Here is a 21,277-nt window from a genome sequence, read left to right as displayed (position 1 = left end):
ATATTCCTTTCATTCTTTTTTACTTATGTATATTCTATTATAGTAATAGCTTTATGTAAATAGATACTGTACTTAAATAATATTTCCTTATTTAAATTTGAATATGCTAAAATTTAAAATACCTACAGCTTTCGCTGTAGGTATTTTAAATTATCTATTCATACAATGGATATTTGTCACATAAAATTTTAACTTTATTCCTTATATCATCTCTGTTATTTTCTTCATCTAATGCAAGACTTATTATTTCCGCTATTTCTTTCATGTCTTCTTCTTTCATTCCTCTAGTTGTAACTGCTGGAGTACCTATTCTCAATCCACTTGTAACAAAAGGACTTTCTGGATCAAATGGAATAGTATTTTTATTAGTTGTAACTCCAATTTCATCTAGCAATGCTTCGGCTTTTTTACCTGTTAAACCTTTGTTTCTAACATCTAAAAGTATTAGATGATTATCAGTACCTCCAGAAACCAATCTAAAATCTTTTTCTAGCAATGCTTCTGACAATGCTTTTGAGTTCTTTAAAATTTGTTTTTGATATTCTTTAAATTCATCAGTCAAAGCTTCTCCAAAACTAACGGCTTTAGCAGCGATAACATGCATAAGTGGTCCCCCTTGAATTCCAGGGAATATTGCCTTGTCTATTTTCTTTGCATATTCTTCTTTACAAAGTATAGCTCCACCTCTAGGTCCTCTTAAAGTCTTGTGAGTTGTAGTTGTCACAAAATCTGCATAAGGAACTGGACTTGGATGAAGTCCTGCTGCAACTAGTCCTGCTATATGAGCCATATCAACCATAAGATATGCCCCTACTTCATCAGCAATTTCTCTGAATTTTGCAAAGTCAATAATTCTTGGATAAGCACTTGCTCCTGCTACAATCAATTTAGGTTTTTCTCTTTTTGCTATTTCCATTACTTCATCATAATCTATCGTTTCAGTTTCTTTATCTACTCCATATGCAACAAAGTTAAAATAAGTACCAGAAATATTCACAGGACTACCATGAGTTAAATGTCCACCTTGTGAAAGATTCATTCCAAGAACTTTATCTCCTGGTTCAAGAACTGCAAAGTAAACTCCTAAGTTAGCATTGGAACCAGAATGAGGTTGAACGTTTGCATGATCTGCTCCAAACAATTTTTTTAATCTTTCTCTAGCTAAATCTTCTACCATATCTACATATTCACAACCACCATAATATCTTTTAGCTGGATAACCTTCAGCATATTTGTTTGTAAGTTGACTACCCATAGCCTCCATTACTTGAGGAGAAACAAAATTTTCTGAAGCAATAAGCTCAATTTTATTTCTTTGCCTATTTGTTTCTAATTCAACAATTTTCATAACCTCTGGATCATATTTTCTTAAATTTGTAAAATCCATATTTTATCTCCCTTCTTATTGTATTTATTTCTTATGTATTTCTTTTACTGCCATTTAATAATATAATAGACTTAGATTTAAATATTATTTGTTTTCCTATTATATTATATAAATTTCATAATATTTTTACAAGTTAAATTGTTTTAATAATAGGGGTGAAAAAATGGTATATAGTTTAGAAAACGAAAAAAAAGAAACAAAAGAACTTTTAGCTCTTGCAATCTTAGCAGGCAGTATCATGTTAAAAAACGGAGCAGAAACTTATAGAGTTGAAGACACCGTAAATAGAATATGTAAATCTAGGGAAAAGACAAAATATGTAGAATCTTTTGTAACTCCAACAGGTATTTTTGTATCTCTAGAATATGGAAATGAAATTATGACATGTGTTCAGAGAATAAAAGCTATTAAAATTGACTTAAACAAAATAGATATGATAAATAATTTTTCAAGAAAATTTGCAGAATCAGATATGTCTATAAAGGAAGGTATAAATGAATTAAAAAAAATTAACAAAATTACTGAATATGAAAGTACAATAAAAATATTATGGGGAAGTCTCGCTGCAGGTTTTTTTTCTCTCTTATTTGGGGCAAGTTTTTTAGATTTTATAGCAAGCTTTATAGTTACTATATTTGTCTTAATATTTACTACTAAACTGTGTAAATTCAATATAACATTCTTTATAAGTAATTTCTGCGGTGCAGCCATTGCTTCAGCATTATCTATATTACTTGTAAAAATAGGTCTGGGAGAAAATGCTGATAAAATTATAATCGGTGCAATAATGCCCTTAGTACCAGGAGTAGCTATAACTAACGCAATCAGAGACACTATAAGTGGAGACTTTATATCTGGCCTTTCTCGAGGTATGGAAGCCATAGTTATAGCTCTTTCCATTGCTTTTGGGGTAGGTTTAGTATTGAAAATATATTTTAAAGGAGTGATTTAATTGGATTTTATAAAACAATTCTTTTTTTCATTTATATGTACAATAGGATTTGCTATATTTTTTAGTATTCCAAAAAATTCAATACTGAAATCTGGAATAGCAGGTGCCATAGGATGGGTTATTTATATTCAAATAGCCAATATTTTTTCTTCTAACATTTTGGGCGTTTTTTGCGGTGCACTTACAGTTGGAATTCTTGGAGAAATGTTAGCCAGGAACTCAAAAAAACCAGCCACAGTTTTTATAATACCTGGCATTGTTCCTTTAGTTCCAGGCTCCGGAATGTATTATACTATGCTAGCTATAACGGAAAAAAGATTTAATGATGCAGCCAATATAGGAACCGAAACTATATTTATGGCTGTAGCTATTGCTATGGGAATTATCATATCATCTAGCTTAAGTAAATCCATTAAAAGAGTAAAGAATAAGTCTTAATCTATTTTGTGTATTTTATTATGGTATCAACTAGTTCATCTAAGACTTTTTCATCTGTTTCCTCAATTAGAGAAATCTTAATGCAATCTTTCATATAATCTTCTAATATTATACCTCCAACCTTATTTAGTGCTGCTCTAGCAGCAGCAATTTGAATAAGTATGTCATTGCAACACTTGCCTTCTTCCACCATTTTTTGTATTCCTTTTACTTGTCCTTCTATTCTTTTCAGCCGATTCATTATTGCAACTTTATCATCAACTTCCTTATTCAAATCTATACCTCCTAAATTTATATTTTTCTTGTCATTTCAAAAGCGAGTTCTCCATCTTTCTCAACCTTTTTATCAATTCTTTTTAATATTATATACGCAATAGTCAGAAAAATAAGCCCCAATAAAAAGCTGAAATTTTCATAACTTTTTATTCCTATAGATTTAAAAACGTACATACCTAGAACTATCCCCAAAATCAACATAACAAACGGAATCATATATATTAAAATTGTGTACTTTAGCACACTTTTTGTTTTCGTTTTTATCTCTACATAATCTCCTTCTTTAACATTCAAAGTATTAGGTATATAAACTTTAACACTAGGAGAATTACATGAACCTGAACAATTCTCACAATTATGACCACAGGCTGACATTCTTTTTACTTCTACTTGAGCCATATTGCCGTCAATTTTAGTAACCAAACCTACTTGTTCCATCATTAACCTCCTTATCAATTAAATCTTTAACTACTTCTGAAGCAATAATAAGACCTGCTACAGATGGGACAAATGAAACACTCCCTGGACTTGATTTCCTACGATCCTTTTCCTCTATATTGGTTTTAATAGGTTTTTCATCTGACCAAACTACCTTTAAATCTCCTATCCCTCTTTTTCTAAGTTCATATCTCATTACTTTAGCCAAAGGACATACACTAGTGCTATAAATATCTCCTACTTTAAAACTAGTAGGGTTCAATTTATTCCCAGCACCCATACAGCTTATAATTGGTATACTTAAATTTTTACATTTCTCTATTAAATCCAATTTTGAAGATACTGTATCTATAGCATCCACTACATAATCATACCTTTCAGATACTAGTTCGTCTATGTTGGATTTTTCCAATCGTACATTATAAATTTCTATGTCTATTGAAGGATTTATGTCTAATATTCTTTCCTTCATAACCTCTACCTTAGTTCTTCCTATTGTATTAAAATTTGCATGAATTTGTCTATTTATATTGGTAATATCTATTGTATCATAATCAACTAAAACAATACTTCCAATTCCTGAACGTACTAGTGCTTCAGCAGCAAAAGAACCTACTCCTCCTATACCAAATATACATACCCTTGATTCTCTTAGTTTACTCATAGCTTTACTACCTAACAATAATTCTGTTCTCATAAAAGGATTATCCATTTGTGTATCACCTTCAAATTAGTAATATCCAGGGCAAGAAGCCCTGGCATTTATTCTTTCATATCCAACTTCACATGAACTTCTTTAAGTTGTTCAGGACTCACAGCTGTTGGTGCATTAGTTAAAAGACATGTTGCACTTTGAGTTTTAGGAAATGCTATTACATCTCTGATATTGTCATTATTTGTCAATAACATGATTAGCCTATCAAAACCATATGCCAATCCGCCATGAGGAGGTGTTCCATATTTAAAAGCTTCAAGTAAAAACCCAAATTTATCCCAAGCTTCTTCCATAGTGAATCCTAGTGCTTTAAACATTCTCTCTTGCAATTCTCTATTATTAATTCTTATACTTCCTCCACCCATTTCATCCCCATTGATAACTATATCATAAGCTTTAGCTCTTACTTTTTCAGGTTCTGTCTCTAATAGTTCAATATCTTCATCCATTGGATGGGTAAAAGGATGGTGTTTAGCCACATATCTTCCTTCTTCTTCATCATATTCAAACAATGGAAATTCTGTTATCCATAGAAGTTTTAAGTCATTTTTATCTATTATATCAAGTTTTTTTGCGACTTCAATTCTCAAATTTCCAAGACTATCAAATACTACGCTAGGTTTATCTGCAACAAACAATAGCAAATCATTTTCTTTTCCATTTATCTTTTTAATTATTTCACTTAATTCTTCTTCCCCCAAAAATTTAGCTATAGGAGAGGTAATTCCTTCATTTGTTATCTTTATCCAAGCTAGGCCTTTAGCTCCAAAAGTTTTTACATACTCTTCTAGTTTTGAAATATCTTTTCTTGAAAATTTATCTCCATAGCCATTTATATTTATTCCTCTGACTTCTCCATTATTTGAAATAGTTTCACTAAAAACTTTAAAACTTGAATTTGCTACTATATCACTTATGTTTACAAGTTCAAATCCAAATCTTAAATCTGGCTTATCTGAACCAAATCTCTCCATTGCCTCATCATATGTCATTCTTTTTATTGGCAATTCTATTTCCATACCTTTTATTTCTTTAAAAAGTTTATATAACAATCTTTCATTTAACTCAATTACATCATCTACATCTACAAAAGACATTTCCATATCTACTTGAGTAAATTCTGGCTGTCTATTAGCTCTCAAGTCCTCATCTCTAAAACATCTTACTATCTGATAATATCTATCCATTCCAGACACCATTAAAAGTTGTTTCATAAGTTGTGGTGATTGTGGAAGTGCATAGAATTCTCCAGGATTTACTCTGCTTGGAACTAAATAATCTCTAGCTCCCTCAGGAGTAGGTTTAGTGAGCATTGGAGTTTCTATTTCAACAAAATTGTTCTCATCAAGAAATTCTCTTATGACTTTTGCTACTTTGTGCCTAGTCTTCAAATTTTCTTGCATAGAAGGCTTTCTCAAGTCTAAATATCTGTATTTTAATCTCATAGATTCAGAAACATCATCATCATCCTTGATATAAATTGGTGGTGTCTCGGCTTCATCTAATATTTTTAACTCACTTGCTAAAACCTCTATTTCTCCTGTAGGAATCTCTTTGTTTATGGACTCTCTTTTTCTTACTTTTCCTTTTACTGCAATGACATATTCACTTCTTATCTTTTCTGCTTTTTTAAATATTTCTTCTGATAAAGTATCATCAAATACTATTTGAGCAATTCCTGTTGTATCTCTTAAATCTGCAAATATAAGAGAACCTAAATTTCTCTGTTTTTGCACCCAGCCCATCAAAACTACTTCTTCACCAATATTAGACACTCTTAAATTTCCACACATATGAGTCCTTCTTAAATTTTCCATCTTTTCACCCATATTCTAAACCTCCTTTAATAATTAAAAAAGCCTCTCATTCCTTGCTACAGGGACGAGAGGCCATATCTCGCGGTACCACCCTAATTAGGTAATTCCTCACTCAAAATAGATAACGCATTTAGCGAATGAACCTACTTAAGTTTCAGCTCATCGACTCAAAGATGTCTTCATTAAACATTGGCATCGGATTTCCACCACCACCGATTCTCTATAGCCAAGAGATTTAATTACTATTTCTTTTCCTCGTCTTTACATATACTTTTAATAATTATAAAATAAATATTAAATTGTGTCAATGTACATTCTCTTTCTCTCTACCATTTCATCAATTCTTTCCAAATAATCTTTTAAATTTTTCACATTTGGTACCCTTTCAAGTCTATTTTCATCAGGATAATAAATTTTTGATACTCCACCAGCTCCTACGGCCAATATAGTTTCTTTTTCCTCCATAATAAGCATATTGTATATGCACTCTTTTCCCTCTATAGAATAACCCGTATTCTCGAAATTTCCTAGCATATGTTTTTGTCTATATAAATAATAAGGCCTTAGATTCATTTTTTCTGCATATTTTCTACTCATATTTAACATATTCTCAATTGTACTTTGGCTTTCCATGGAAAATTCTTTTATACTCTTGCTAAATATAGAAGCTCTTTTAACTGCAAGTGTATGAACTGTCAAATTTTCAGGGTTCAATTTTAATATTTCATCTAGTGTATTTGCCAATTCATCAGTACCCTCTTCCGGAAGTCCTACTATTATATCCATATTTATAACATCAAATCCTATATCTTTAGCCAAAGCAAAAGCTTTTATAATATCTTTTTCAGTATGCTTTCTACCAATTAATTTTAAAGTCTTCTCATTCATAGTTTGAGGATTTATACTTATCCTATTTATGTCATTGGACTTTAGCATTTGTAATTTTTCTTTGTCTATAGTATCTGGCCTTCCGGCTTCTACAGTTATTTCTTTTATATTTTCCTTACCATACAATTCATATATGTTTTTTATTATCCGATCAAGATTTTTTGTAGGAATAGCTGTAGGAGTACCTCCTCCTATATAAACTGTATGCATTTTCTTATTCTTTAAATATTTACTTATAGATTTTAATTCATATATTATCTTGTCTGTATATTCATCTACATATCTTCTCCCTACATCCATTGAATTTGAAGGAAAAGAACAATATATACATCTAGTAGGACAAAAAGGTATACTTATATAAAGACTAAATCTATCCTTTGAAATTGGATATATATATTCTCTCTGTACTTTTGCTATATCAATAATTGTATTTGCCTTATCAGAAAAAAGCTTGTACTCTTTTGTTAAAACATCATATATACTATTTTTATCTAAACCTTTGTCTATAAGATCATGAACAATTTTAGTAGGTCTTACTCCTGTAAGTATTCCCCAAGGAACTTTTACTTCTAGTATATTAGATAAAGCTACATAAATAGATTGTTTTATACCTGTCTTTATTTTTTTTACTATTCCATCACGTTTTATATCAATATTATTTATAGAATCTACTTTATATTCACTTATCACATCGTTATCATAAACAATTATGGCAATGGATGAGTAATCACTCTCTACTTTCAAAAGATGATTTTTTATCAAAAAACCTTTACCTGTATATTCCTTTTCATCTTGAATAAAACTTATTTCATCATCAAAGAAAAAAAGCTTTACTAGTTCATTTACCTCATAAGTAAAATCATGACCATCTAAATAAACTGAAACCATAATTTTTTCTCCTCAAAAGTCTTTATCTATATCTTTTATCAAACTCTCTACATGTTTTCTAGAAATACCAAGTTCTTTAGCTATTTCATCATTATCTAGTCCCATTTCTATCAATTCATCAATATCACGTATATCTACATTTTCCCTTGATTCATTTGAAAAAAAAGATTTCTTTTTCATAATTGCACCTCCTAGGTTCTAATCTTAAAATTCCCTAAGAAGCTACAAAATATTCTCAATTAATTATAAATGGATTATATTTCTTTTCTCTTCCAATTGTAGACGATGGACCATGACCAGGATAAATAGCAGTGTCATCAGGATATAAAATCAGCTTTTTCTTTATAGAACTTATTATATCTTCATAAGAGCTACCTTCAAAATCGGTTCTACCAATAGAACCAGCAAAAAGTGTATCTCCTGTAAATAGATTATCTTCGATCTTTATACTAATTCCTCCTGGTGTATGACCAGGAGTATGAATGATATTTATTGTGTGATCTCCCAGAACAAGTTTTTCTCCATCTTTTAACAACTTGTCAGGAATAACTTCAACACTTCCCATAATCATCATGCTAGACAAATTTCTTGTGTCATCTTTTAATAGTTCTGCATCATCCTCATGTATTAACACAGGAGCACTAGTGCCTTTTCTCACATCTTCTACTCCCCCTATATGATCTCCATGTCCGTGGGTTAAAATAATATATTTTACTTTTAAATTTAACTCATTTAATTTATCCAATATTTCATCTCCAGCTCCACCTGGATCAATTACTACAGCTTCATGAATATCTTCATCATAGACAATATAACAATTTGCTGCATATACACCTACAGGCAACCTTACAACTTTCAAATATATCCCTCCTAAAAAGTTTTTTTACTATCTAAAAGAATAGTCACTGGTCCATCATTTACAAGATTGACTTTCATATTTGCTCCAAATACACCTTCTTCAACTTTTATGTTGTAATTTTTGCACTTATCTATAAAATCTCTATACATCTTTTCTGCCACATCTGGCGGCGCTGAAGAAGTAAAATTAGGTCTCTTACCTTTTCTAACATCTCCATATAAAGTAAATTGTGATACTATTAAAAGTTTACCTTTTACATCCATGATAGATAGATTCATTTTTCCATCTTCATCTTCAAAAATTCTTAATCCCATTATTTTCTCTACTAAATAGTCTAAATCTGCTTCATAATCTTTATTGCCAATTCCTAAAAAAACTAAAAGTCCTCTATCTATTTCACCTACAGTATTATCGCAAACAATTACGCTTGCATAAGTAACCCTTTGTACAACCGCTCTCATAGTATTCATCCTTTCCTTAAGTGGTCACTCTATATACATCAATTACTCCTTTTATTCTTTTAATCTTTTTCATCAAATCCTTTAATTGCTCTACATCTTTGGTCTCAAGAGTTATATTCATAACCACTAATTTTTCTTTATTGGTTCTTGCATTTAAAGAAGTCACTGTTAAATTTACATCTGTTATTCTTTGAGTGATATCTGTCAACAATCCAGGCCTATCAGAAGCTTTTATTTGAATTTCTGCTTGGTAAGAAGCCTTCTCGTTTGTGGCCCACTCAACTTCAATATATCTTTCATGGCTTGCCAAGTCTTTTATATTAGGACAATCTTTTCTATGAACTGATACACCTCTCCCTCTAGTTATATATCCAACTATTTCATCTCCTGGAACAGGATTGCAACATTTGGAAAAACGAACTTTTATATTGTCAACTCCTTTTACAGTAACTCCTTGAGTAAATCTATTCTCTTTCTTAGGAGCATAAACATTAGAATTAGATTCAAGAAGATTTTTTTCATCTCTCAATTTATAATAATCCTTGTGAAATTCTTTTAATTTGGGAATCACCTGAGACAATGTTATGCTACCATATCCTAATCCAGCATACAAGTCATCTACACTACTCAAGCTAAGTTTGCTTGCAATAGATTTTAACCAATCCTCTTTTAACATTTCAGTTAATTTATATCCTTGCCTTTTTACCTCTTTTTCGAGTATATCCTTCCCCTTAACGATATTTAAGTCTCTTTCTTCCCTTTTAAACCATTGTCTAATCTTGCTTTTAGCCTGACTACTCTTTACAATCTTTAACCAGTCCCTACTAGGACCTGTACTATTTGCTGATGTTATAACTTCTACAATATTTCCATTTTTCAACTTATAATCCAATGGTACAATTCTACCATCCACTTTAGCACCTACACAATTATTCCCAACCGCTGTATGAACCCTATAAGCAAAATCTATAGGGGTAGATCCATTGGGTAAATTTATAACATCACCTTTTGGTGTAAAGACAAAGACTTCATCTGTGAAGAAATCTATTTTCAATGATTCCATAAACTCTTTAGGATCCTTCATCTCTTTTTGCCATTCAAGCATTTGTCTTAGCCAAGTAAGTTTTTCGTCAAAATTATCTGCTTTAATTGTTCCTTCTTTATACTTCCAATGAGCTGCAATACCATACTCTGCAGTTCTATGCATTTCCCAAGTCCTTATTTGAACTTCAAAAGGTTCGCCTTGAGGTCCAATGACTGTAGTATGAAGTGACTGATACATATTGGGTTTAGGCATAGCTATATAATCCTTAAATCTTCCAGGAATAGGTTTCCACATAGTATGAACTATTCCAAGAACCCCATAACAATCTTTTACAGTGTCTACTATAACCCTTATAGCAGTTAAGTCAAAAATTTGTTCAAAATTTTTATTTTGATATACCATTTTTCTATAGATACTATAAAAACTTTTAGGTCTACCACTTATTTCACAGGGTATCTCCATTTCATCAATCTTCGTCTTAAGCATATCTATTATAAACTGTATATATGCTTCTCTCTCTTTTCTCTGTTTAGATACTTTATCCACTAAATCATAATAGCCTTCTGGATCTAAATATCTTAAAGATAAGTCCTCAAGTTCCCATTTAATCTTTGAAATACCAAGTCTATGAGCTAAAGGTGCATATATTTCAAGAGTTTCTAAGGCTTTTTCTTTTTTCTTTTCATCGCTCATATATTCCAATGTCCTCATATTGTGAAGTCTATCAGCCAATTTTATGATTATAACTCTAATATCCTTGGCCATAGCAACTACCATTTTTCTTAAGTTTTCAGCTTGACTTTCTTGCTTAGTTTTATAATTTAATTTTTTTAATTTTGTGACTCCTTCCACTAAATTAGCAACTTCTTCTCCAAATTCTTCTGCTAGCGTTTCATATGTCACATCAGTATCTTCCAATACATCATGAAGCAATCCTGCTATAATGGTTGAAGTATCCATATTTAAATCTGCAAGTATCATAGCCACATTATATGGATGAATAAAAAATTTTTCTCCTGAATTTCTGTACTGGCCTTCATGAGCTGACTCAGCGAAATTATATGCCTTAATTATCTGTTTCATATCAGCTTGAGGATTATACTGTTCAATTTTTAAAATAAGATTTTCTATCATACTTACCACTCATTTCAATATATATTGTTTAACAAGAATGAATACTTACATACAACTATTTTTTAGACTATGTAGATATTTTACTTTAGGTGTTTCCAATATGTCAATTTTTTCATTAGGTACTTCCAAAATTTTAACATAATAATTATTATCTTTTAAAGTAAAATCTATAAAATTCAAATCTTTAAATAGTTCCATAGTCATGTCTAATTTAGATTTTGTAATTTTCTTACCTAATCTTTCATTAATAGATTTCAAATATACATAAGGTTCAATTTTTATGTTCTCGCTCTTTGCTGTTAAAAATGATTTATATATAATTCTCATTTCATCTACTGTCGGCAACATATTTAATAATATTTCTTGATTTGCAGCTATGTCATCTTTATAAAAAAGTGTTTCTATCTTTGTTTCTTCTATCTTGTCCCTGAAATATAAAAAATTATTAGTATCAAAACTTAAATCATAAAATATTACTTTTTCATAGTTTTTAAAGTCAATATCAGCTAATATCGGGAGCACAACTATACTATTCACCTTATTGTTATCATCAATATTATAAGAAATTGATGTTTTCTTTATTACGTCTCTACCTTCCAATTGAATAGCTTCACAGACATTTGAAATGTTTATATAATTATAAACCAATACTAAAACATTTTCATGTTTTTTTAGAAGTTCAATAATATAATCCAATCTATTTGATTTGTCAGTAAAATTAATATCTTTTTTATCTTGTTCAAAATTTAAACTATTTTTATTTAAATACTTTTTGAAAGCAGAATAATATTCATCATCTATCTTAGATATATCATATTTAACCCAATTTATTTCTCTAATTATCAATTGCGGACTTACATTTCCCATATAATCATTGATATCCAAATTTCCAACAATATTTACTTCATCCTCATTACTTAAAATGTTTCCATAATCTCCAAAATTAAAACCTATCGTGTCAAATGCGAAACCATCTTTTTCTAACAATAATTTTAAATGTGAATTATCTTTACCCATTTGCCTGATATTCTTTATTTTTGCAGTTCTATAAATAAATTGAGGAGAAGGATTATTCATCCCAAAGGGTTCTAATTTTTTCAATTCACTTATAGTTTTTATATCTATATCACGTGATTCGAGTTCAGAATCTATGGATATCTCTGGTATCAAATCATCATCATCTAAAAACTCATCTGCAACTACATTTATCTTTTTTCTAAATTCATTTATATTTTCTGTTTTTATAAGCATCCCAGCAGCTTGTTTATGCCCGCCAAATTTCTCCAATACATCACTACATCTACTTAATCCATTATGTATATCAAATGTTGGAATACTTCTAGCAGAACCCCGAGCCACATCCCCTTCTATAGAAAACAATATAGAAGGTTTGAAATATTTATCTGTTATCTTAGAAGCACAAATTCCTATAACACCAGAGTGCCATTTATCAGAAGCTAAAACTATCACTTTTTCTTTTCCCAAATCTATCTCTTTTTCTATTAATTTCTCAACATCCTTTAATATTTCTTCTTCTATTTCCTGTCTTTTTCTATTTTCTTCATCTAAATACTCCGCAAGGGACAAAGCCTCATTGTAATCATCTGTAGTAAACATTTTAACACCTATAGTAGCTACTCCTAATCTTCCACCTGCATTCAATCTAGGTCCCAATACAAAACCTATATGATATGATGATATGTTTTTGTCTTTAAGACCCGCTACTTCTAAAAGAGCTCTAACTCCTAAATTAGCGGTACTTTTCATAAAATTCAACCCATTCTTAACTATAATCCTATTTTCCCCTACTAAAGGCACTACATCTGCTACAGTTCCAATAGTGACTATAGGTAATATTTCCTCATAATCTACTCCAATACCAAATTTTTTTGACAATCCTTGAATGAGTTTAAATGCAACTCCCACACCCGCCAACATTTTAAAAGGGTAAGAGCAATCCACCCTATTTGGATTTATAACAGAAACTGCTTTAGGCAATGTGTCTATGCATTGATGATGATCTGTAACTATTACATCAATTTCTTTTTCATTTAAATAATCTACTTCACAAATATTTGTTATACCACAATCAACTGTTATGAAAAGAGAAGTATTTAATTTAGCTATATTGTCTATGGCCTCTATATTTAGACCATATCCCTCCTTTAATCTATTTGGAAGATAATAAAAGCAGTTAGCACCAAGTTTTTTTAAAAAAATATATAATATAGATGTACTTGTAACTCCATCAGCATCATAATCTCCGTAAATGCATATTTTTTCACCAGATTCAATGGCCTTAGATATTCTCTCAACAGCTTCTTCCATTCCTTTTAATAAAAAAGGATCATTTAAATTTTTTAAATCAGTATTTAAAAAATCCTCACAACTTTCTATTGTATTAAAGCCCCTATTTATCAACACCTTTGCAGTAAGTGGAGAAATATCTAATTTTCCACACAAGGTATCTATTTGAGAGTAATCCTTGTCATATAATTTATATACCTTGTCGAATCTTATCATTTAATCACCTCAAAGTTCTTCTTTGTTTTCATTGTTACTTTCTTCAAATTTCTCATCATTTGCAACTATATCTTGCTCTTCAGAGTGCTCATTTTCTGTTAGAAGAATTTGATAATTCTTATTTTCTTGTACAAGCAACTCCAATTTTTTGTTTAATTCTTTTACTTCCTTTTTTAATCTTAAATTCCTTATACCTCCCATAATGGCTACAATAACTGCCCCTAATATAGCCGATATAAAAATAACTAATGCTTGAGATATATTTACTTTCCCAAATAAAAAGTCAATTAACACTTCGTTTGCATTTCTTAATGCAAATATTGTCACCAGTGTAGCAAATATTAAAGATAATATAAATCCCCATTGCATACTAAATCCTCCCTAATGCATAATTTATTACTATTTTACATTCTTTTTACCCAAAATAAAAGAGCTAATTGCTTTTTATGAAGAAAAAACTGCCTTTCGGCAGTTTTAAGCTCTTTTTGGATTATATCCTGTGTTTTTTTCCTTAGATTTCATTACATACCAAAGAGGGCTTGCTATAAATATTGATGAATAAGTTCCTGAAATAACTCCTATGATTAATGGCAAAGCTAAAACCTTTATATCTTCAACTCCAAATATATAAAGCATCAAAATAGCTGTTAGAGTAGTTAAAGATGTATTTATTGTTCTAGTCATAGATTGTTTTATACTATAATTAATTACTTTCTCATAAGGATCTTTCTTAGATATCTTTAAATTTTCTCTTATTCTATCAAATATAACTATAGTATCGTTTATAGAATATCCCAGTATAGTCAAAATAGCAGCAATAAAAGAGCTATTTACTGGTATTTTAAATATAGCATACACAGATAGAGTAATTAAAACATCATGAGCTAGTGCAATAATAGCAGCTAATGCAAATTTAAACTCAAATCTCCAAGTAATATAAATAAGCATTGCAACAACAGCTATAGCCGCTGATAATAGTGCTTTCTCTCTTATTTCATCTCCCATTGTAGGACTAAATTTTTGAGCCTGTAGCGGGCTATCATCTTTTAAGTTATATTTTTCTTTAAATTTATCAAAAATTTCATTTATTTCTTTATTGGTAAAATCCTTTGTACTTTTTATTATTACTTCGTCTTTATTGGGACCAGAGTGAATAATGCTTGCCTCTTTGTCATAGTCGTCTGTAATTTTTCTAACTTCATCAACTGGAACAATTTTTCCAATTCTTATTTGTATAAGTGTACCGCCTGCAAAATCTATACCTTTGTTTAAACCATTTACAGCAAACATTATCATTCCAAAAATAATAATAGCTAAGGAAATACCAAAAAATACTTTTCTGTTTTCAACAATTTTCACCATATTCACCTCTCTTTTATGCCCCATATAGTTTAGAATTTTTTGTACCAAATATATTAACTGCAAGTTTTAATAATTGTTTTGTAATTAAAACAGCTGTAATCATTGATGCTATAATACCAAGTATCAATGTAACGCCAAATCCTCTTATAGGTCCTGTTCCAAAACCATACAATACAAATCCAGCAATCAATGTAGTTATATTTGAGTCAAGTACTGATGATAATGCTCTCTTAAATCCAGATTCAATTGATGCACCTATAGATTTTCCAAGCCTTAATTCCTCTTTTATTCTCTCAAATATCAACACATTTGCATCCACAGCCATACCTACAGACAATATAAGTCCTGCAATTCCTGGCAATGTAAGCTTAGCATTTAATATCTGCATTCCAAGCAATACCAATAGTATATAGATTGTCAATGCAATATCAGCAATTAGTCCTGGAATTCTATAGTATAGAAGCATAAATAAAAATATTATCATAATAGCTATAAATGCAGCATATATACTTTTGTCAAGGGCTTCTAACCCTAATGTTGGCCCTATAAGTGATGATTGTATTTCTTTCATCTCTACAGGTAATGAACCCGCCCTTATCAAAGTAGCCAATCTACTAGCATCTTCAACAGTAAAGCTTCCTTCTATAACGCATTTGCCATCATCAATAACAGATTTAACTACTGGTGCAGACAATACTTGATTATCTAATACTATATAAATGATTTTCTCTTCTAAATTTGTTTTATCTACTAATTTTTTAGTAGCATCTGCAAAATTTTTAGATCCTTCCTTATCAAATTCTAGAGCTACTACTGGTTGATCTTTTTGAGTTTCTCTATTTCTTTGATATTGAACTTCTGCACTCTTTACATTTTGTCCTGTTATAACTTCATTTCCTTCTGCATCTATAAACTTAAGTTGTGCAGTTTTCCCTATCATATCTATTGCTTCTTGTACATCCTTTACTCCTGCCAATTCAATTCTTATTCTATCATTTCCTTCTATAACAATATTAGGTTCTGATACTCCAAGTCCATTAACCCTCTCGTTTATTACTGCCTTTGACTGCTCCATAATCTTTTGAAGCTCTGCACCTTTTACATCTGTTTGAGCTTCTAGAATTACATAAACCCCTCCAGCTAAATCAAGACCTAAATCTATAGCTTCTCTAGCACTTGGAATTTTAGCTTTTCCAATAGTTATTCCATTTATGGCTGTATAAGAGCCGAAAACAACTATTGCAATTATTAAAATAAATATAATAGCACTCTTTAGCTTCATTCATCTTCCTCCCTCTAATATCTAATACTATTAAATTATATATTTATCTCATTTTATAGTCAACTTAAATGTTTTCTTGCTCTTCTAAATTAGCTAATATTGAAATAGCACATTCAATTCTCTTTTTTTCCATTTCACAGCCAAGTTTATAGGGCTTATCAAAATCTTTATTGGAATAATAAGCATTTGCATGGCATCCGCCGCTACAATAGAACTTTGCCCAACAATTTTTACAATCTTCCTTAGTAAATACATTTGAGGTTTTGAACTTATTTCTTATAGTTGTATTTTTAATGCCTTCAAATACATTCCCAAGTTTAAAATCTTCTTCACCAACAAATTGATGGCAAGGATACAAATCTCCCTCTGGTGTAACTGCCATATATTCAGAACCTGCTCCACAACCTACTGATCTCTTTATCATACAAGGACCTTGATTTAAATCAATCATGAAATGAAAAAATGTAAAGTCCTTGTCCACTTTTTTGATTTCTATATATTCTTTTGAGAACTTCTCATATTCCTTAAGGATTATTTCCAAATCTTCTTCTTTTATAGCATAATTTTCTTTGGGATCTGTAACTACAGGCTCCATAGATACTTTCTCGAATCCTAATTTGTAATATTCTAAAATATCTTCACTAAAATCTAAATTATTTCTTGTAAAAGTTCCTCGAACAAAATAATCTCTGTCTTCCCTTTTTTTAGCCATTTCGATGAATTTTGGAACTATTATATCATAACTTCCACCACCGGAAACAGTCGTTCTCATCGTATCATTTACTTCTTTTCTGCCGTCGAGACTTAAAACTACATTGTCCATATTTTCATTTATAAAATTCATTTTTTCTTCATCCAGTAAAACGCCATTAGTTGTTATTGTAAATCTAAATCTTTTATTGTATTCTTTTTCTAATTCTCTTCCATACTTAACTAACTCTTTTACCACATCAAAATTCATAAGCGGCTCTCCACCAAAGAAATCAACTTCTAAGTTCCTTCTATTTCCAGAAGAATTCACTATAAATTCTAATGCTTTTTTACCCACCTCTAAAGGCATCAAAAGCCTTTCACCTTTAAAGTCTCCTTGTGATGCAAAACAGTATTTACATCTTAAGTTACAATCATGGGCAACATGAAGGCAAAGTGCTTTTACTACATTTTGACTGTTATAGCTAATGCCACTTAAATCTACTCCTTCTGAAAAAAGAAGCCCTTCTTCTTTTAGCTTGACTATTTCATCATAGGCTTCATAAATATCATTTTTAGAATACTTGTCCTTAAATATATTTTCTATATCCTCTAAACTTGTATCTTCGCAAAAATCAATTAAATCGTAAGCTATTTTATCAACTACATGTACAGCACCACTATTTACATCAAGTACAATATATTTATTATTTAAATAAAATTTGTGGATTTTTTTTGTATCTAACATAAAATTCCTCCTACTACTTTTCCTCTAAAAAAGAAAGTATAAATTAAAAAGTAGTGGATTTAACCACCACCTTTTTATCGTCCTATTTGTTCTCGCACTTTTGGTTTCCAACAGTACAAGAAGTCTTACAAGCTGATTGGCAAGAAGTTTGGCATTCTCCGCATCCACCTTTAGCTATTGTTTCTTTTAAATTTCTTCCTCCAATAGTTTTAATGTGCTTCATTCTAAAAGGCCTCCTTTTTTGTTGAATTTATACTTCATAAATTATACCATAAAACAGCTCATATTTAAAGTTCTATTTTAAATTGATACCAATCATGCCTCCAATTATACCTGTGACTAAAGAGATCATCAATTTAGAAAATGAGTAGGTATTAAAACTAAAAGTTTTTATAAAAGTCTTATTTAAAATTAAAAGTATCAAAAAATATAAAAACCCAATTAACATTCCATTTAGCCAGCCTTTTTCTCCTGTATTTAAAGTTAAATATATAGAACCACAGACAATACTCCCTATCATTGCTATAGTATTTATTATAGGAATAGTACTTTCTTTAAGTGATGTATAAGTTAATAGCAATGATATTATTAAAATCATAGCAAATGTAATTATATAAGAAACAGCTAAACCCTTGAGAATATAACGTATATAATCAGTTTTTTTGATTTCCATAAATTTCACCTCCTACACTCTATAATGAATGTTTATTTCGAAATAGTGAAATTTATTACAAAATACAAACAATAAAAAAAGCTTCCAATGAAAACATTAAAAATCAAGGAAGCCTTTTTTAAAAAATTATTTGTCATCTTTTTCATTTGAATCGTTTTTTGTTTCTTCTTTGTCGTTTTTTTCTGTGCCTTTTTTTGTTTCTTTCTTGTTAATAACACTACCAACTGCCCACTTGGTAATATCTAACTTTGTCTTGTCAGAACCTACTTCAATTGTCAAAATATCTTCTTTTACCTTTACTATTTTCCCATAAATTCCTCCAATGGTAATTATCTCATCACCATTACTTAAGCTCTCCCTCATCTGTCTTATTTCTTTTTCCTTTTTTTGTTGAGGTCTTATGGCTAGAAAATAAAAAATCACTAAAAACGCTATTGGTAAAATTAGACTTTGCATTTGTTGTGCTGTCAAAATCTTTCCCTCCTTTGTTCTATTTTATTATTCAATAAAAATATAATAAATCCTTCTTAATTTTATTAAATATATCCATATTTTTTATAAAATTGTTCCCTATATTCCAACAATCTATCTTCTTTGATTGCAGTTCTTATGTTTTCCATAAGCTTTATCAAAAAATATAAATTGTGAATGGTAGCTAATCTAGCAGCTAATATCTCATCTACATTAAAAAGATGTCTTATATATGCCCTAGAATAATTCTTGCAAGTATAACAGTCACATTCAGGATCTAATTTTCCAAAATCCCTCTTATACTCAGCATTCTTTATAACTAATTTGCCGTGACTAGTTAGGACTGTTCCATTTCTTGCAATTCTTGTTGGCAATACACAATCTGCCATATCTATACCACTAATCACTGCATCAAATAAATAATCAGGGCTTCCAACTCCCATTAAATACCTTGCCTTATTTTTAGGCAACTTTGGAGCTGTAAAGCTCAACATATCTCTATAAAGTTCCTTTGGTTCCCCTACACTCAAACCTCCAATAGCATATCCCGGCAAATCTAAATCTGTAATTTCTTTTATACTTTGCTCTCTCAAATCCTTATACATTCCACCTTGTACTATTCCAAAAAGAGCTTGTCGATCCCAATCTTTATGATATTCTTTGCACCTTTTAGCCCATCTTGTAGTCCTTTCCAAAGATTCTTTTGTATATTCATAATCGCTAGGATAAGGTGTACACTCATCTAAAGCCATCATTATATCAGAACCTAGTGAGTTTTGTATCTCTATGGATTTCTCTGGACTTATAAAATGTTTTGAACCATCTATATGAGATCTAAATTCCACCCCTTCTTCAGAAATTTTTCTCAATTTTCCTAAACTAAAAACTTGAAAACCTCCACTATCTGTAAGTATTGGCTTATCCCAATTCATAAATTTATGTAAACCGCCTGCTTCCTCAATAAGTTTATGACCTGGTTTTAAATACAAATGATAAGTATTAGAAAGTATTATTTGAGCTCCTAAATCTTTTACTTCCTCGGGCGTCATGGCCTTCACAGTAGCTCTGGTACCAACAGGCATAAATATTGGGGTTTCAATAACACCATGTGGTGTATAGAGTTTCCCAAGCCTTGCATTACATTCACTAGATTCTTTTAGTAGTTCAAATCTTACAGCCATAGTGTTCCTCCTTATTTAATAAACATTGCATCTCCAAAACTAAAAAATCTATATTTTTCTTTTACAGCAATATCATAAGAATTTAGAATTTTTTCTCTACCCGCCAATGCACTTACAAGCATTATCAATGTTGACTCTGGCAAATGAAAATTAGTAATAAGGCAATCAACTACTTTAAATTTATACCCTGGGTATATAAATATATCTGTCCAGCCACTTTTAGGAACAACTAAATTTTCTTGTGCCCATATAGACTCTAAAGTTCTTGTAGAAGTAGTTCCTACTGCAATAACTCTTCCTCCACTTTTTTTCGTATTATTTATAATTTCTGCTGCCTCTTTGGACAATTCAAAATATTCGGAGTGCATATGATGATCCTCTATATTTTCCTCTTTTACAGGTCTGAATGTTCCAAGTCCTACATGCAGTGTTAGATAAACAATCTTAATTCCTTTATTTTCAATTTTTTGTAATAACTCTTTTGTAAAATGAAGCCCTGCAGTAGGTGCAGCTGCTGAACCCTCTTTTTTTGAATATACTGTTTGATATCTCTCTTTATCTTCTAATTTTTCTTTTATATATGGAGGTAGCGGCATTTCTCCAAGTTTATCTAGTATTTCTTCAAAAATACCCTCATACTCAAACTCTACAATTCTAGTTCCATCCTCTCCAGTTGATAACACATTACCTTCAAGTTCTCCATCTCCAAATATCACTTTAGCTCCTGGCCTTGCCTTCTTTCCAGGCTTAACCAAGGTTTCCCATCTGTTTTTATCTATCTTCTTTAACAACAAAAACTCTATACTCTCATCTTTTCCTTTTCTACTGCCAAACAATCTTGCCGGAATAACTCTAGTATCGTTTAAAACTAAACAATCTCCTTCATTTAAATAGTCAATTATATCCCTAAAATATCTATGTTCAACAGAACCCGTAGCTTTATCTAAAACCATAAGCCTTGAATCTTCTCTATTTAAAATAGGATGTTGTGCAATCAATTCTTCAGGCAAATCATAATAAAAGTCTTCTTTTCTCATATAATCATCCTT

At 30.4% G+C, this 21,277-nt stretch carries 22 protein-coding genes and 1 other annotated feature; of the genes, 2 read left to right on the top strand and 20 right to left on the bottom strand.

Annotated elements, in window-relative coordinates; genetic code table 11:
* Window positions 1-154: 154 nt before the first annotated feature.
* Window positions 155-1,387, bottom strand: a complete 1,233-nt coding sequence (locus BUA21_RS09035) for a serine hydroxymethyltransferase (protein WP_072744504.1) — start codon at window positions 1,385-1,387, stop codon at window positions 155-157.
* Between the two features lie 163 nt (window positions 1,388-1,550).
* On the opposite strand from BUA21_RS09035, the gene BUA21_RS09030 reads away from it, so the two are divergent.
* The gene (locus tag BUA21_RS09030; RefSeq protein ID WP_072744503.1) at window positions 1,551-2,339 is read left to right on the top strand and encodes a threonine/serine exporter family protein; all 789 of its coding nucleotides are present in this window, start codon (window positions 1,551-1,553) and stop codon (window positions 2,337-2,339) included.
* Entirely contained in the window at window positions 2,340-2,777 is a 438-nt protein-coding gene (locus BUA21_RS09025; protein WP_072744502.1) for a threonine/serine exporter family protein, read from the top strand.
* Between the two features lies 1 nt (window position 2,778).
* Here BUA21_RS09025 and BUA21_RS09020 read toward each other — a convergent pair whose 3' ends face one another.
* The 19 genes from BUA21_RS09020 to queA form a co-directional block, all read right to left on the bottom strand.
* Window positions 2,779-3,051 (bottom strand): metal-sensitive transcriptional regulator, encoded by a 273-nt coding sequence (locus BUA21_RS09020; RefSeq protein ID WP_072744501.1) that lies wholly within the window; start codon window positions 3,049-3,051, stop codon window positions 2,779-2,781.
* 17 nt (window positions 3,052-3,068) lie between these two features.
* Window positions 3,069-3,491: a SoxR reducing system RseC family protein gene (locus BUA21_RS09015; protein WP_072744500.1), complete on the bottom strand. Its 423-nt coding sequence runs from the start codon at window positions 3,489-3,491 to the stop codon at window positions 3,069-3,071.
* Window positions 3,466-4,203 carry a tRNA threonylcarbamoyladenosine dehydratase gene (locus tag BUA21_RS09010; protein ID WP_072744499.1) on the bottom strand — a complete coding sequence of 246 codons (738 nt, stop codon included), beginning with the start codon at window positions 4,201-4,203 and terminating at the stop codon, window positions 3,466-3,468. Before BUA21_RS09010 ends, BUA21_RS09015 begins: the two co-directional genes overlap by 26 nt.
* A 50-nt stretch (window positions 4,204-4,253) precedes the next feature.
* Window positions 4,254-6,035: an aspartate--tRNA ligase gene (gene aspS, locus BUA21_RS09005; protein ID WP_072744498.1), complete on the bottom strand. Its 1,782-nt coding sequence runs from the start codon at window positions 6,033-6,035 to the stop codon at window positions 4,254-4,256.
* A gap of 45 nt (window positions 6,036-6,080) precedes the next feature.
* Window positions 6,081-6,288 (bottom strand) — a binding site (T-box leader).
* A gap of 29 nt (window positions 6,289-6,317) precedes the next feature.
* On the bottom strand, window positions 6,318-7,799 hold the full coding sequence (gene hemZ / locus BUA21_RS09000; protein ID WP_072744497.1) for a coproporphyrinogen dehydrogenase HemZ: 1,482 nt from the start codon (window positions 7,797-7,799) through the stop codon (window positions 6,318-6,320).
* A gap of 12 nt (window positions 7,800-7,811) precedes the next feature.
* Window positions 7,812-7,979, bottom strand: coding sequence for a helix-turn-helix transcriptional regulator (locus tag BUA21_RS14725; RefSeq protein ID WP_158281649.1), 168 nt, complete (start codon window positions 7,977-7,979; stop codon window positions 7,812-7,814).
* Between the two features lie 55 nt (window positions 7,980-8,034).
* Window positions 8,035-8,658 carry an MBL fold metallo-hydrolase gene (locus BUA21_RS08995; RefSeq protein WP_072744496.1) on the bottom strand — a complete coding sequence of 208 codons (624 nt, stop codon included), beginning with the start codon at window positions 8,656-8,658 and terminating at the stop codon, window positions 8,035-8,037.
* 11 nt (window positions 8,659-8,669) lie between these two features.
* Window positions 8,670-9,119 (bottom strand): D-aminoacyl-tRNA deacylase, encoded by a 450-nt coding sequence (dtd, locus tag BUA21_RS08990; protein WP_072744495.1) that lies wholly within the window; start codon window positions 9,117-9,119, stop codon window positions 8,670-8,672.
* Between the two features lie 16 nt (window positions 9,120-9,135).
* The gene (locus BUA21_RS08985) at window positions 9,136-11,298 is read right to left on the bottom strand and encodes a RelA/SpoT family protein (RefSeq protein ID WP_072744494.1); all 2,163 of its coding nucleotides are present in this window, start codon (window positions 11,296-11,298) and stop codon (window positions 9,136-9,138) included.
* 45 nt (window positions 11,299-11,343) lie between these two features.
* Window positions 11,344-13,821: a single-stranded-DNA-specific exonuclease RecJ gene (gene recJ / locus BUA21_RS08980; protein WP_072744493.1), complete on the bottom strand. Its 2,478-nt coding sequence runs from the start codon at window positions 13,819-13,821 to the stop codon at window positions 11,344-11,346.
* A 9-nt stretch (window positions 13,822-13,830) separates the two neighbouring features.
* Window positions 13,831-14,190, bottom strand: a complete 360-nt coding sequence (locus BUA21_RS08975; protein ID WP_072744492.1) for a LapA family protein — start codon at window positions 14,188-14,190, stop codon at window positions 13,831-13,833.
* Between the two features lie 105 nt (window positions 14,191-14,295).
* Window positions 14,296-15,183, bottom strand: a complete 888-nt coding sequence (secF, locus tag BUA21_RS08970; RefSeq protein WP_072744491.1) for a protein translocase subunit SecF — start codon at window positions 15,181-15,183, stop codon at window positions 14,296-14,298.
* A gap of 13 nt (window positions 15,184-15,196) precedes the next feature.
* On the bottom strand, window positions 15,197-16,465 hold the full coding sequence (secD, locus tag BUA21_RS08965; protein ID WP_072744490.1) for a protein translocase subunit SecD: 1,269 nt from the start codon (window positions 16,463-16,465) through the stop codon (window positions 15,197-15,199).
* 64 nt (window positions 16,466-16,529) lie between these two features.
* Window positions 16,530-17,903 carry a thioether cross-link-forming SCIFF peptide maturase gene (gene scfB / locus BUA21_RS08960; RefSeq protein WP_072744489.1) on the bottom strand — a complete coding sequence of 458 codons (1,374 nt, stop codon included), beginning with the start codon at window positions 17,901-17,903 and terminating at the stop codon, window positions 16,530-16,532.
* Between the two features lie 82 nt (window positions 17,904-17,985).
* A complete protein-coding gene (scfA, locus tag BUA21_RS08955) occupies window positions 17,986-18,126 on the bottom strand; it encodes a six-cysteine ranthipeptide SCIFF (protein WP_072744488.1) in 141 nt (46 codons plus the stop codon).
* A gap of 72 nt (window positions 18,127-18,198) precedes the next feature.
* Window positions 18,199-18,576, bottom strand: a complete 378-nt coding sequence (locus BUA21_RS08950; RefSeq protein ID WP_072744487.1) for a TIGR04086 family membrane protein — start codon at window positions 18,574-18,576, stop codon at window positions 18,199-18,201.
* A 126-nt stretch (window positions 18,577-18,702) separates the two neighbouring features.
* Window positions 18,703-19,047 carry a preprotein translocase subunit YajC gene (yajC, locus tag BUA21_RS08945; RefSeq protein WP_327198051.1) on the bottom strand — a complete coding sequence of 115 codons (345 nt, stop codon included), beginning with the start codon at window positions 19,045-19,047 and terminating at the stop codon, window positions 18,703-18,705.
* A gap of 65 nt (window positions 19,048-19,112) precedes the next feature.
* Window positions 19,113-20,228 carry a tRNA guanosine(34) transglycosylase Tgt gene (gene tgt, locus BUA21_RS08940; protein WP_072744486.1) on the bottom strand — a complete coding sequence of 372 codons (1,116 nt, stop codon included), beginning with the start codon at window positions 20,226-20,228 and terminating at the stop codon, window positions 19,113-19,115.
* Between the two features lie 11 nt (window positions 20,229-20,239).
* Window positions 20,240-21,265, bottom strand: a complete 1,026-nt coding sequence (gene queA / locus BUA21_RS08935) for a tRNA preQ1(34) S-adenosylmethionine ribosyltransferase-isomerase QueA (protein WP_072744485.1) — start codon at window positions 21,263-21,265, stop codon at window positions 20,240-20,242.
* Window positions 21,266-21,277: the final 12 nt, after the last annotated feature.

It is taken from the genome of Sporanaerobacter acetigenes DSM 13106, from assembly GCF_900130025.1.
Taxonomy (GTDB): Bacteria; Bacillota; Clostridia; order Tissierellales; family Sporanaerobacteraceae; genus Sporanaerobacter; species Sporanaerobacter acetigenes.
Note: the sequence above shows the minus strand (reverse complement) of the source record. Positions and strands in the feature narration are given on the sequence as shown.